Consider the following 13,873-nt stretch of genomic DNA (forward strand, 5'->3'; position numbering starts at 1 on the left):
AATTGATATCAAATCTCGTTGTTTGTTAAAAATAATTTTTTTCATAATAATGTCGTACCGTGGTTTGATCTATAGTACCGGACGTTTTTTTAAAAGATCTCGATGTCATCCTCGCGAGGTATTGTTGCGTAGACCGGTAAAACCTATGGTGTCACCCCGTGGCTTGACCACGGGAGCCATAAAAACAATAAAAAATACTAATAGTTTTAGTATTTTTAACTGGATCCCGCGATCAAGTCGTGGGATGACAATAGAAAACCGGTCCACGCAACAACGCCACGCGGGAATGACATAGAATGAAAAATGCTCAGTACTATGTAGTCGATTACAAAGGCATCGTGAAAATAAACTTGGTCTTCCCCTGTTTATCGTTTTCTGCCCAAATTTTTCCGGCGTGCAGTTCTATTACTTTCTTACAGAGAGCAAGCCCTACTCCTCTACCTCCTGCCGGTGTACGTGTTTTAGAGCTTACGACAAATACGCCGAATATACTCTGCAATTCCTCCTTCGGCACTCCTATTCCATCGTCTTTTATACTGAATAAAATACTATCTTTCTGCTTTTGTAAATCAATTTTTATTATTCCCTCACTACAATAGCTGAGAGCATTAATTATTAGATTATCAAATGTATGTTTAATATAATGAGGATCACAGTTAAATATTATATTCTCTTCAATATCAGATACAAAATTTAATGTTTTGCCGTTTAGATATAATTTCTTACATATTTTAATCCTTTCATGTAGCAATTCGCTTAAGTTTATATCTTCTTTATTTAATTCATAATTAAGACTGGATAATTTTGAAAAATCTAGAATATTATTTATCAAGCTATTTAATCTAATAGAATTTTTAGCTATAATCTCTACGGCACCACGACGCTGATCTTCATTAAATTTATCATAATTAGCCCATAAGGTTTCACCAAGGCTAATAATACCGGTTAGCGGTGTATTGATTTCATGGTTTATATTACGTAAGAACTCATGTTTCAAATCAAGTAACTTCTCTAATTCCTGCTCTCTATAATTAACTCTATTACCTAAATGAGTATTTTTTAGGTTAACTAATCTTTCTTGCTCCTGCCTTGGTTTTAAGAATACTATTAAAAGGCTACTAAATAAGGTTAAGAAATATACTACTTTGAATTGAAAACTATCTATGCTAATTAATAACTTCTTATCCATAAAATATTTATAAAACTCTATACTGGAAAACACGCCTGTAACGGTCATAAGTAAAGTAGCTTGCCATCTAAATATCGTTGCAATTATAAGTAAGTTAATTATCGAACACATTAATTGCAACTGATCAAAACTATTTGATATAACAAGTAAACTACCGAAAAATATTAATATAACGAAAGTAGCAACAAACCAAGATAAAGATATAATATAATTCTTTTTAAATTTTAAAGACCATAAAGGATAAGTGATTAATATTGCAGCAGTGATAAGGGTGGTATGGTAAATAATATTATATATCTCCAAATAGTTCATTATTCTGCTACCCGATGTGGTATATAAAGATGAGAACATCGATATTAAAATAAATATACCGACATAACTATAAGTAATTTCTTGATTTGGTAGGGTGCTTTCCCAATATTTAAAGATGTTAAAATTCTTAAGATCACGAAATAAAGTCAAAAATTTTCTTTTTCTCTCTTGCTTGATTATTTTAACGGCTAGTGGCTCTTTTAAAGAATTAAACCCTCCTGGTTGTTTTAAAATATAATGACTTCCAAGGAAAAAGAGTAAATTTACAATAGTTGCGGGCAATATCGGATAAATACCTAAAACCGCTCTTAAAGAAAATACTTGCCACAATATAATAGTTAATATTGCAGCAATCATACCGATAAAAAAACTTTTGGCACTTGATTTAAAACCGTATATTAACAAAATTAACGGCAAAGTGATTAGCGGCAAATAGATACTAGTCAATAATAGAAATAGATTTATTAAATCTTTCGTATAGAGTAATATAATAAAACCTATTAATCCTATAGTAATTGCGGTTATATAATTATACTTTAGAGAAATTTTTTTAATGATATCATTAGTAAAAGTTACCGCTGCAACGTTAATATAAGAATTAGTACTTGAGATTATCATTGCCATAATAACACCGACAATTAACCCCTTAAATCCTATATAACTTTTAATAATCCGTAAAAACAATTCATTAGTGTTAACACTTGGATCTTGAGATAGTAATAATATTACAATCCAAATAAATAAGGCGGATAAACAAAGACAAATAATTGCCGAAATAAAAAATGTTTTTGATATTTGCTTTGTGTCTTTTGCCATCAATATTCTTTGAAAAATTGAAGGATCAAGCGACGGAATCGCAAAATATATAAAAATATTTAAAGAAATCCAAAATTTAGGACTAGTATAGTGAAACAATCCTTGTAAATCAGTTAGACGAGTCTGTACGTTTGAGTCTATAACTATATGCGGATCGCTAAAAACATTCCATACGACAATTCCTATTACCGGAATAATTGCACTATAGGTAAAAAACTGTACGGCTTCGGTAAAAGTAACCGATTTTACACCGCCAAAAGCAGAATAGCTTATTATTACGGTGGCGATACATAAATCTATATAAAAATTTGAAATATTAAAGAATAGCTGTAATATTAAACTTGCTACGTGGAATTGCATGGCAATCCTACCTATAGACATTAATATACTAACTATCGACGTAAGAATACGAACTTTGTTACCGTAAGCCTCCCCTATTATTTCCGCTGCCGATAAGCTACCCAAAAAATTCTCAAAACGAGGAGCTATAAAGTAACTAATTAATAACCAACTAACGACGCTACCAAATATACTAGGTAATAAGTAAAATAACCCGTCCGTATATATTCTTGAATTATCGATTAAAAAAGTACTAGTACCGATCCAAGTAGCAATAAGAGTTGCGACTATCGTACCTGTAGAAAAATTCCTTTTTCCTATCGCATATTCACGAATATTTTTTATATTTAGAAGTCCAACTAGCAAATTAATCGCTAAAAAGCTAGTAAAAATCAGGATATCTATATTTGGCATAGAGTTAAGTTATAGGGATTTTCTATGCAAATAATAATAAAGATAAAAAAAGAAACAAACAATATTTTTGTGGAGTTAAAGAAATGCAAATAGCGAATTATTACATAATCCGCTATTCGATTAGAAATATTGATGATTTATAATATTTTTTATTCTTAAAACCCAAATTCTTCGAGTTGTTGACCTAATGATGCTACGGTATAATCGTTATTATACCAAGTGATATACTCATCAAGTGCATTATGACAATCATTATAATCCACTATAACTGCTTTTTTGGCTTCTAGTATATCTGCAGCAGTTTTATTACCGAGCATTTTAAGACTTGGATCAAACGGCGGCTTATTTTCTTTATTTAATAAAACTTTTAAAGTTGGAAGTTTTGGAGCATTAGAATTCTTTCCTGATTTATTTAAAAATAAATGATGAACCGAGGTAGCTTTAAGGTCATGTTCTACTGTACAGTTTACACCGGCTACAGGAAATATTGTTTTATACTTCTCACTACTGGCAGAATTTACGTTACCACCATTTTCTACTAAAACTTTTACCACTTTATCGTCATTATAATCACTAGACCAATGTAGTGCAGTCATGCCGGTTTTATCCTCAAAATTTACATTAGGTTTTTGTTTGCATATTTTTTATACATTTTTCTAAGAAATCAGCTCCTAATTCACCGAGCCATGCTACTAGATTAGAGCTAAAATTACTATCGTCCTTAATGTTAGGATTAAATTTTTCTTGTTTAACTATTTTTTCTATTATAGGCTCAACTACAGTTAATAATTCTTGTGATTTAGTAGGTAATATTTTATTCATAAGCATTACGATCATATTACTAGAATCTTTAAAGTCATAATTTTCTAATGTTTTTTCTACTAACTTATGTACATTTTCAGTTAGTGTTTTAAAATTTGCTGTAGCTAAAAGTTTATGCCCTGAATTTGGAATTTTAGAAATACCTTCTTGAATTTGTAAAGAACCCTGAGCTAGTAAATTTAATATATTATTTGCTTCAAGCGAAGGATTAGCTCCAAATTTTAGCAAATTTTCAACTATTTTATAATATTTATTCATTTGAGTTTGAAATAAACTTATATTTTGATTACTGGGATCACTAGCAATAATCTGATATTTATTTAAATATGTATTTAAATAAATATTTATTGCAGAATATAAAGCAGTATGATTATCCTGACCAAGATTATTAATATCTAAACCTAAAGGCTTTAATTTTTCGATTTGGTTTTTACGGAATTCATCAGAAATATGCGACTCCGCTATAACACGGAAAAATTATGAATTTGTGCTTTCTCAGTAGCAACAAATTTATTCATTATTTGATTATTATTATGAAATACTTCCATCACCTTAGTGCTATTACTCCAAATACCCCATTCAAGTATAGTATTACCGACACCGTCTTTCTTACCCCAATTAGTTTCAGGAACGAGGATCATTTTATTTAATATCTGTACAGCAGTATTTTCTAAAGCATTTTTAACGTTCTGATCTTGTTGGTTAGGTATCAAACTGCAAAGAGCTTCAAAAATATTAAGATTGTTGTTAACATTATTAATATTAGTTTCATTAATATAGCCGGTATTAATTGTATGTTTTGTATATTTCCTGAAGTTAATAATTGAAAAGGCGTATACATAAAAGTCTCCAATTTATATTAATTTTTTATAAAAAATACCATGAAATATGGTTTACGTCTATTTATAATTAGTATAATACATGGGAACTTAATGAATGTCAAATAATTATTAAAAAATAAACTATTAGTTAATACCAAGGTGCGAGAGATAAGTTTATTTTAATTCCTTTAACGGTAATATCAGCTTCTTTATAAGTAAGGTATTTTTCTTCTCTGATTAGGGCGATTGCTTTATTATGATAACTTGAGCATATTACGCCGATTTTATCGTTATCTACGAGTATTTCTTCATCTTTAACTAATGAGGATAAATCTTCATTTGCCATAATTTTATATATCTTTCTTCTTATAACACCTTGATATTTAGCTCTTGAAATAACCTCCTGCCCGACATAACAGCCTTTGTCAAAACTAATTGCATTTAACTCCTCGGCACCGTACATATTTGGAATAGATTTATCTATGATTAAATCTTCCACACCGTCTATTATTGCGAAATTATATTTATCTTCTAGATATAAGGAAGCTGGATTCTCGCTTTCGCAGAGAGGTATTATTGAGGAGGGCGATTCCTTCTTTGTCACCCCGTGGCTTGACCACGGGGTCCAGTCTTTTTTAATTATTTTCTGGATACCGCTACAAGCTCGCGGTATGACATCGAGTTTATTTATTGAGCGAAAACCAAGCATAGAATATCTCGGATCACGAGATGTAACTAGCGTGTCTATATCTAATTTTTGCAGTGAGTAGATAACTTTATATTCGTCACTACAATCTATTATTTGTATTTTTGAGCGAAATTTATAAAAGTTTAAATGCTCTATCAAAGCAGCTTTATTACTTTTATCAATATCAAGATAAATTTCCTCAAGATTATGAACATACACGAAAAAATCAAATAAATATCTTCCTTGATTGTTAAGTAAATAGGTATAACAGTAGCTGCTCTTACAAATATCGTTAGTAATGAGATTTTGTAGGAACTTTACCGAATCTAAACCTATTATTTTGATAATCTCTCTATTACTTAATATTTCATACATAATTATAATATTATTGACTTTATAGGTGCCTAACTACTATACTCTAAATTTATATAAATTAAACTTAATAATCATGAGATGTTCATCTTACTGTACTTCTTCCGAATATAAGGTGAGTGATCTAGTTACTAATTTAAAAAAGATTGGTCTTGAGCCTCAGCATTTTGACGATGTTTTATATATTCGGAAAGAGATAAATAAAGATTCTGATTTTATAGAGATATTTTTCTTCACGTTTGGCTGTGTAACTATTTGGGGCGGCGATGAAATTCAAGAAAAAATAGTTTTAAACGATACTGATTTAGTAACAGTTAATAAGCTTAAAGAGCCGGTATCCGATTATATTTATTTTGAATATAATACAGAAGTTGAGAAAACATTTATTGATGAAGAAAAAAATAAAATAATCTTAGCAGATAAATCAGTTTTTGTTAAACTTTCTATTTCTCATGCTCTTGCACAATCGGTTAAACTTAGCGTTCTTGAGCAATCCGTTAGTAACTTGATTGTTCAGACCACTCCTATTCAGCAGGAACTAGCTAGAACCGGCAGCGTATCGCTTTCAAAAAAGGAGATATTACAGCAAATAGGTATATTATTTAACGAGCGTTATTCAATCAGTTTACATAGCGATATATTCGATACTCCGGAATTCTTTTGGCGTCGTCCGAGCTATGAGCCTTTATATCTTATGACGGCAGAGTTTCAAGACATAGAAATACGGCAAAATATAATGAATCATCGTCTTAATATGATTCACGAGCTTTTAGACATTCTTTCAAATGACCTTAATTATAAACATTCTACCAAACTTGAGTGGATTATTATTATTTTAATCGGTCTTGAAGTTGTCTTGTCGTTATCTCATACTAATCTTTTCTTAAAAATTATCGGAGCTTTATAAATAGCTTCTATGCAAATTATTGATAATCAAAAAACATTAGAAGAATTTTGTAACAGGTTAGCAAATAAGACATGCTTAAGCATAGATACGGAATTTGAGCGTCGCTATACCTATTATGCTCAGCTTAGTATAGTTCAAGTTAAAGCAGAAGAATATTGCGGAATAATTGATGCATTAAGCAATTTAGATCTGAATATTTTTAATAAGTTACTTGCAGATAATAATATTACTAAAATATTTCATGCTCCTCGTGAAGATTTAGAGATTTTCTATAATTTATTTAAAATCCTACCTTCTAATGTTTTTGATATACAAATTGCAGCAAATATTTGTGGATTCGGTAAACAGCTAAGCTATGATGACCTTTGCTATAAGCTAATAGGCATTACTATCGATAAAACCCACCAAAAATCTAACTGGCTAAAACGCCCTATTACTAGTGATATGTTAAATTATGCAATGTTAGATGTGGAGTATTTGTATAAGATATATAAAGAGCTAAATAATATAATTATTAGAAATAATTTAACTAATAAATACCAAACTACTCTTAGTTCTTTATTAGATGTTAGAAATTATAAGGTTGAGCCGAAAAATGCGTGGAAAAAAATAAAATATAGAAGTGATGATGAGAGTTTTAACCATAAAATTCAAGCTCTTGCAGCTTATCGTGAAGAGAATGCACAAACTATAAATATTCCTCGCAAGCATTTTATTTTAGATGAAGATTTAATAAAGCTTAGTAAATACCCGCCATTGAATCACAAGGATTTTAAAAATCTAAATTTAAAAAGCAAATATTTACACAAACAAAAATATAAAGATGAAATAATAAGTTTGTGTAATAACTTATAAGAAAAAAGCTACAAATCAAATAATTTGTAGCCTATATATGAATAGAAAAAAATTAGCCAACTAATGTAACTTGTATCTCACTATCTTGTACTATTTTGACATATTCATTGTATACATCATCAGGCAAGTTACTAAATGCCTGATCGATGATAAGTGTCCCTACTCCTATCAACACTAATTGAAAGCAAATATCTCCAGTCTGAGTATCGCCGGATACTTGTCCTGTTTTTAGCCAATCTCCAACTGCTTGTGCAAAAAAAGCAAAAGGTACACCGAGCAATACGACAATTTTTTTTATTATATCAACCATTTTATCCTAAGTTGATTTTTGTAATAATAATATACAAATATAATATTTTATACAATTAAAAAAATTAAGGTTATTATACCGAAACCACAAATTTAAGCTTACGATCATGAGATTCAATCGGAAAATTATCTATTAATTGTTTTTTTAAACAAACTCCGGCGGTTAATGTATTTCGGTTATTATTAAGATATCGGTCAAAATGTCCTTTGCCGTATCCAAGTCTATAACCGTCCTTACTAAACGCAAGTCCTGGGATAATAACTAGCTCAGGAATAAAAAAATCATTATTTATAGGTTCATAGGTTTTAAAAGCCCCTAAAGCCAACTGATCGTTATAATGATAAGGACAATATTTTATCTCATTTTTTATAACTTTTGGTAGGAAGAATCTTATTTCAGGATGTAAGTTTGTTATTTCAAGTAAGTTAATCTCGTATTTTAGAGGGTAATAGAGACCAACTGTTTGTGCTTTTAATTCCTGTAATAACCGGCTAATTTTATTTATTAGAGAGTTTTTGACTAAGTCGGAATTAATCTTATCTTGGTTTTTTATTAAAAGATCTTTGAAATAAAGACGCAATTCTTGCTTGTTCATTATTAAGCAACTTTTAAATGTTATATTAATTACCAAGCAATGACGTAGGAGTATACTACATATTAATCGTTCTTTTATCCACACTAAGAGCTGCTTCTTTTATGACCTCGTTTAAAGTCGGGTGGGCGTGGCAGGTTCTTGCTATATCTTCCGAAGCTGCTCCGAATTCCATATAAGCCGTAAGCTCGGCAATGAGTGTACCTGCATCGGCTCCTATAATATGAGCTCCTAAAACCCTATCGGTTTTACTATCGGCAAGGATCTTAACCATCCCTTCCGTACTACCGATTGCTCTTGCTCTACTATTTGCTAAAAACGGAAACTTACCTACTTTATAATTAATACCTTTTTCTTTTAACTGTTCTTCCGTTTCACCGACGCTTGCTACTTCAGGATAAGTATATATTACGCTTGGAATTAGATTATAGTTAACATGTCCTGCCTGCCCTGCCATAATTTCCACGGCAGCTACAGCCTCTTCTTCGGCTTTATGAGCAAGCATAGCTCCTTTTACCACATCACCTACTGCATAAATGTTTGGACTAGATGTTTGGAACCGGTCATTAATCTCAATTCTACCTTGTTTATCTGTAATAATACCGACAGACTCAAGCCCTAGATTTTGGGTATAGGCTTTTCTGCCTACTGCCATTAATACCACATCGCTAGTTATTACCGAACTCTTACCGTCCTCTTCTGTTGTCAGATTTACTTTTCCTGACTTTACTTCAGCAGACAGCACTTTAGTATTTAGTTTAAACTCTATACCCTGCTTTTGTTGTAACTTCATAAATTGCGTAGCAATTTCTTTATCAAGCATCGGCACAATGCTCGGTGCATACTCAATAACTGTTACTTTAGCACCTAAACGACGCCAAACCGAACCGAGTTCTAAGCCTATATATCCCCCCCCGACAACTATTAAGTTCTCAGGTACTTTAGAAAGCTTTAAAGCTCCGGTAGATGAAACAATAAACTCTTCATCTATTTTGATATTCGGTATTTCTATGACGCTGGAACCTGTAGTAATTAGGATATTTTTGGCCTTAATTTGCTCTTTATTTACCTCAATGATGTCGCTAGAGATAATTTTAGCTTCGCCCTTTATCCTAGTAATCTTATTCTTAGCAAATAAGCTTTCTATCCCTTTTGTAAGGTCAGAAACTACTTTATCTTTATTAGCTAGCATTTTTTGTAGGTCTAATTTTACATTTGCAGTAATACCTATACTCTCAAAATGCTTTAGAGCTTCTTCATATTTTTCGGAGGAATTAAGTAAAGCTTTCGACGGTATGCACCCTATATTTAAACAAGTGCCGCCGAGAGTATCGTTTTTCTCAACACACGCTACTTTCATACCAAGCTGAGCAGCTCTAATACTACCTGTATAACCGGCCGGCCCGCTACCTATTACCACTAAATCAAATTCTTGCATATTTTTACCTTATATTATCCTCTTTTTGTCATACCGTGGCTTGACCACGGTATCCAGAAAACAACTTATTTTAACTGGACCCCGTGGTCAAGCCACGGGGTGACAACAAAAAAGCCTAGATTCCTGCTTTCGCAGGAATGACATAAACCATACACCACTATCGCCTTTATAACAACTTTAATCTTATACTATTCTTATTTGGTGAAGCAATAAAACTAATTAAATTAATATTATCTTTAAAGCCGTTTGTATAATTTTGTAGTAAAGAGAACATCTTTTTAGAAATAGCGTAATTGTGACTAGCATTTAGTGAATTTGACTCACCGATATTTTTTACTTCCCTCATTAAAGCTAAAGGATTATCAAATTTTAGCTCTATATTTTCATAATCAACAATTACTTCGGCAAATCCTGCTTGTGATAATAGCATTGGGACATGGTCAAAATGAATAAAGGGAGAAATATGAGGAGAGTGTTTAAAACCACTTGCTGTTTCGGCATCTATTAAAGATTTACGTAAATTCTTTAAACTATTTCCGCCGATAAAATTACCGATAAAAATACCGTCAGGCTTTAAAAATGTTCTTATATTAGATAGAAAACTCTGCATATCATTTATCCAGTGTAACCCTAATGAATAAATAATTAAATCAAAAGAGTTCGGAGGAAATTCTAAATCTTCATCATCGATTAATAATTTACGACCATGCTCAAAATGATCAAGCAATAATGGCAACATATCCGTTGCAGTAATATAGGCATTTCGGTAGGTAGTTTTTAACAGCTTTGTAAGGTAACCGCATTTAGCCGATATTTCTAGAATATCCGAAAAATCCTTATCAATCATCCCTAATCGACTTATTATATCATTAGCTGCATGCTTGATAAATAAGCTGTTACTTATCCCCTCTACAGCATTATTTCGATGATTTTTTAGCTTTAATCTGTTGAATATATAATCCTCTTCGTTTATCTTCTAACTTTTGACCTAAAGTGTTAGTTTGGAATCAAGAAATAAAATCTCCTCCTTGCCAACTATATAGCCAACTATTTTGAATAAGTTCTCTCTGTCTTGCAGTGCGAATATCATCCCCTTTAACTCTATCTAGCCCTTCAAAATTCTCCTAAATACCTACAACTATAGGTTTCGTATTTTTATTATTAGGCGATAAAGGTTCTAAACTCAACAGGCTTTTTTCTGAAGGATTTAAATCCGAAGTTAGATCCAAATGCTCTAAGTAGACAGGCTTTAGTTGTTTATCATTACTAGAAACTTTTTTTCTTTCTATCTCTGAAATATTGTTCTCTGTCTTATTAGATTCGCCTAGAGATTTATAACTACTTATACACAACAATACTAATATAAATTTCTTTAACATAAATAACCCTGTATATTATTATAGTTAATATAAATTAAATAATATATGAATCAAGTGCTGAAATAAATTAATTATTTCTAAAGATATTATCTTCGTATTTTTTTTCTATAATATATTTTGTAATTCTCATTTCTTATATCATTAAACCATTGATCTTGTTGTTTTTTAATATAATAATTTAGGGAATTAGATTTACTTTTACTAGTTTGGAAATTATCTTCACAAAATTTTAAAAAACCTGATATTAAAGTTTCTACTCCATTAATCTCAGATTTTTTCTCAAGAAATTGCATAGAAAAATTAGTAGGATTATTATGTTTTAAATAAAATTGCTTATATTTCTCATGAATTTTATTTTCTTTTTTTATTTGTTGTTCTGAAAAAGATAATTTTTCCTCTAATAATTTATGAATTTCGGTACAGTCGCTCCAAGGTAATTCTATTGTTAGCTGCTCTTCCTGATATTCAAAATTATCTTGAATATTGTTAAAATCGGCATTTATTTTTACCGTACTTACTAATATTAAAAAACAAATTAAGAGTTGTGATACGAAGTTCAACTTGAAAAAGAGCAAGGAGTCCACGAGGCGAGGAGCGGAGCGTATACTTAATACGTGAACACTGCAGAACTTGTAGGATGACGCAGCCAATTTTTTAAGTTCAACGAGTATATTCATAAAATTAATTAATTTTAGCAGGAACCGGTATCATAATACTACTTCTGTATCTTTTATTGCCACTAAAAAGTGATTTTTTTTGAATTTTATTATTATTTACCGGAATTGTATCTTCTAAAGCCCCTTCATTATTATTTAGATAACTATGTAAGGATGCTTTATAAAGAGCCATATTACTTGCTATTTTAACTACATCTTGCTTATATTTAAACCCTAAAGAATAAGTGGCTGAGTGGTAATGTGCTATAGCTTTGTGCCAGCTTCCTAGCTGATTATATTTTGAACGTAAAAATTCTGCACCGTAACGAACATTATTATTTGGATCGAATGCCTGTTCAAGGGAATTAAAAGCTCCTAAATGATGTCTTAAATTAATCTGCATACATCCGACATCAATGCTCTCTTGCCCTTTTATAAGCTCTATTCTAACAAAACTTACAGCTTCTCTTTTCGTGTTAAAATAATAGCCTTTTCCTTCAACATTTACCGTCCAAGGCCATACTACTCTAATTTTACGGGTTGTATGTTTTTTCCCCGATTCTTTTAAAGCTATTGAATGTAATGTATTAGATGGGATGTTAAATTTTTTTTCAAAATAAGGAAAAAGTTTTGAACATTTAAAGGATTCAGCTATTTCAGGATCGGCAATAGCCAGATTTGAAAAGAAGAGAAAGGATAATAATAGGAGTAGTATAGTTTTAACGTCATTGCGAGGAAAGTTACGTAGTAATTGACGAAGTAATCCAGTAAAAAATTCTGATTTACAGAATTTTTTTATTGTTTTGCTGGATTGCCACGCTCTTTGTAGTCGCTCGCAATGACAATTTTGGCACAATTCCCAAACCATACCGGCAACGCTAAAATAAACTTGAGTTACTAATTAAGATAAACTAGCCTACCATAACTTATCTTATGAAGCAAGGGAAGTTATGAGATAAGAAACAAACAAGACTACTTATAAATCATTAGCGTCAAAATTATCTTTAGCAATACCTAATTTTTCTAATATTTGTTCAAGTTCTATTACTACAGGCTCTAACTCAGCTGACTTTTTATTAAAGTTAAAGTTTTCTGAGGTTAATGTTTCTTCATTTAAACTTGCAGTTCTAACTACACTAAATCTTACGCCAACTTCTTTAAGCCATTGATATGTATTATTAACATCTTCATTATTTCTATAATAATCACTACAATCATTTAGTATTACGTGAAATATTTCTGCTTTTAATGGATCGCTTTTAGTTACCGGTAAATTTTGAGCAAGTAACTCTAATATGTCCTTACCTTTTATAATAGCTTCATTATTATTTTTTGCTTCTTTTGAAACCTGCTCTAAGGACAACAAGCCTTGCCTTAACGCTATATTATCAATATTACTAGCTTCAATAAACTTTTTAATTTCGATAAGTATGCTCAAATAATTTGTCGTCTCTAGTGGTTTTACTGTATTTTTTTTAATTTTTCAACTAATGACTCTTTCACAAAAATATATCCTTATTTAAATCTTAAAAACCATGGAATATGGATTCTGAATTTTTGAAAACGGAAATTATATAATTTGTAAAATTTTGTCAATAAATATAAGGTTTGTGTATAGAAATTGTTAATTATTTTTAAGAAAAAAGGCAAGTATCATAACTTTCTTTATGGGAGTGTTGAGATATGAGTAGTAAGAGGTTATAATGTAATAAAAAAAATAAGAAAGTAAAGAAATGTCAGAGCATCAAATAACAATGGTCAGTTTAGATGAATTAGTTAGCACAGATCATCAATATCGTAGATTTAAAAGTTTATTTAATTTTAAAGCAGTTGAAAGAGAGTTATTAGTGCTAGAAACTGAAGCTAATTATAAAGGCTATGGAACATTACGGTTATTTAAATGTTTGCTTTTACAGTTTATGGAAGACTTATCTGATCGAGAATTAGAGCATTATTTAGCTGG

Annotated in this window: 17 protein-coding genes and 1 pseudogene; 5 read left to right on the top strand and 13 right to left on the bottom strand. The window is 30.6% G+C overall.

What is annotated here, in order from left to right:
- The coding region (locus SB78_RS10810; RefSeq protein WP_241773718.1) for a hypothetical protein at positions 1-295 on the top strand (295 nt) is incomplete at its 5' end.
- 30 nt (positions 296-325) lie between these two features.
- Here SB78_RS10810 and SB78_RS03790 read toward each other — a convergent pair.
- From SB78_RS03790 to ygfZ, 5 genes are all read right to left on the bottom strand, one after another.
- Positions 326-3,070, bottom strand: a complete 2,745-nt coding sequence (locus tag SB78_RS03790) for a sodium:solute symporter family transporter (RefSeq protein ID WP_041078804.1) — start codon at positions 3,068-3,070, stop codon at positions 326-328.
- 155 nt (positions 3,071-3,225) lie between these two features.
- Positions 3,226-3,666, bottom strand: coding sequence for an ankyrin repeat domain-containing protein (locus SB78_RS10815; RefSeq protein WP_041078805.1), 441 nt, complete (start codon positions 3,664-3,666; stop codon positions 3,226-3,228).
- A gap of 25 nt (positions 3,667-3,691) precedes the next feature.
- On the bottom strand, positions 3,692-4,150 hold the full coding sequence (locus tag SB78_RS03800) for a hypothetical protein (protein WP_041078814.1): 459 nt from the start codon (positions 4,148-4,150) through the stop codon (positions 3,692-3,694).
- 203 nt (positions 4,151-4,353) lie between these two features.
- Positions 4,354-4,605, bottom strand: a complete 252-nt coding sequence (locus SB78_RS10820; protein ID WP_241773719.1) for a hypothetical protein — start codon at positions 4,603-4,605, stop codon at positions 4,354-4,356.
- 256 nt (positions 4,606-4,861) lie between these two features.
- The gene (gene ygfZ / locus SB78_RS03810; protein WP_041078806.1) at positions 4,862-5,776 is read right to left on the bottom strand and encodes a CAF17-like 4Fe-4S cluster assembly/insertion protein YgfZ; all 915 of its coding nucleotides are present in this window, start codon (positions 5,774-5,776) and stop codon (positions 4,862-4,864) included.
- 112 nt (positions 5,777-5,888) lie between these two features.
- On the opposite strand from ygfZ, the gene SB78_RS03815 reads away from it, so the two are divergent.
- The gene (locus SB78_RS03815) at positions 5,889-6,680 is read left to right on the top strand and encodes an RMD1 family protein (RefSeq protein WP_041078807.1); all 792 of its coding nucleotides are present in this window, start codon (positions 5,889-5,891) and stop codon (positions 6,678-6,680) included.
- A gap of 9 nt (positions 6,681-6,689) precedes the next feature.
- Complete coding sequence (locus SB78_RS03820; protein ID WP_041078808.1) at positions 6,690-7,535, top strand: ribonuclease D; 846 nt, start codon at positions 6,690-6,692, stop codon at positions 7,533-7,535.
- Between the two features lie 52 nt (positions 7,536-7,587).
- Here the strand turns inward: SB78_RS03820 and SB78_RS03825 are convergent, their stop codons facing one another.
- The 3 genes from SB78_RS03825 to lpdA form a co-directional block, all read right to left on the bottom strand.
- Entirely contained in the window at positions 7,588-7,845 is a 258-nt protein-coding gene (locus tag SB78_RS03825) for a hypothetical protein (RefSeq protein WP_241773720.1), read from the bottom strand.
- 73 nt (positions 7,846-7,918) lie between these two features.
- Positions 7,919-8,440: a 5-formyltetrahydrofolate cyclo-ligase gene (locus tag SB78_RS03830; protein WP_041078809.1), complete on the bottom strand. Its 522-nt coding sequence runs from the start codon at positions 8,438-8,440 to the stop codon at positions 7,919-7,921.
- A 55-nt stretch (positions 8,441-8,495) separates the two neighbouring features.
- A complete protein-coding gene (gene lpdA / locus SB78_RS03835) occupies positions 8,496-9,875 on the bottom strand; it encodes a dihydrolipoyl dehydrogenase (RefSeq protein WP_041078810.1) in 1,380 nt (459 codons plus the stop codon).
- Between lpdA and SB78_RS10825 the strand changes: the two genes are divergently transcribed.
- Positions 9,870-10,016 carry a hypothetical protein gene (locus SB78_RS10825; RefSeq protein WP_241773721.1) on the top strand — a complete coding sequence of 49 codons (147 nt, stop codon included), beginning with the start codon at positions 9,870-9,872 and terminating at the stop codon, positions 10,014-10,016. The two genes, lpdA and SB78_RS10825, sit on opposite strands and share 6 nt — an antisense overlap.
- Before the next feature lie 25 nt (positions 10,017-10,041).
- Here the strand turns inward: SB78_RS10825 and SB78_RS03840 are convergent, their stop codons facing one another.
- The 5 genes and pseudogenes from SB78_RS03840 to SB78_RS03860 all read right to left on the bottom strand — a co-directional run bounded on the left by SB78_RS03840 (position 10,042) and on the right by SB78_RS03860 (position 13,348).
- Positions 10,042-10,761, bottom strand: a complete 720-nt coding sequence (locus SB78_RS03840; RefSeq protein ID WP_277361049.1) for a methyltransferase domain-containing protein — start codon at positions 10,759-10,761, stop codon at positions 10,042-10,044.
- Between the two features lie 238 nt (positions 10,762-10,999).
- The gene (locus SB78_RS10830) at positions 11,000-11,254 is read right to left on the bottom strand and encodes a hypothetical protein (RefSeq protein ID WP_081420937.1); all 255 of its coding nucleotides are present in this window, start codon (positions 11,252-11,254) and stop codon (positions 11,000-11,002) included.
- A 67-nt stretch (positions 11,255-11,321) separates the two neighbouring features.
- Positions 11,322-11,814 (bottom strand): annotated as a pseudogene (locus SB78_RS03850) (DUF2532 domain-containing protein).
- Positions 11,815-11,935: 121 nt separating this feature from the next.
- Positions 11,936-12,778: a lytic transglycosylase domain-containing protein gene (locus SB78_RS03855; RefSeq protein ID WP_041078812.1), complete on the bottom strand. Its 843-nt coding sequence runs from the start codon at positions 12,776-12,778 to the stop codon at positions 11,936-11,938.
- A gap of 108 nt (positions 12,779-12,886) precedes the next feature.
- Entirely contained in the window at positions 12,887-13,348 is a 462-nt protein-coding gene (locus SB78_RS03860) for a hypothetical protein (RefSeq protein ID WP_241773722.1), read from the bottom strand.
- Between the two features lie 295 nt (positions 13,349-13,643).
- Here SB78_RS03860 and SB78_RS03865 point away from each other — a divergent pair.
- Positions 13,644-13,873: hypothetical protein (locus SB78_RS03865; RefSeq protein ID WP_041078813.1), on the top strand; the 230-nt coding region annotated here is incomplete at its 3' end.

The organism is Rickettsia asembonensis, assembly GCF_000828125.2.
Taxonomy (GTDB): domain Bacteria; phylum Pseudomonadota; class Alphaproteobacteria; order Rickettsiales; family Rickettsiaceae; genus Rickettsia; species Rickettsia asembonensis.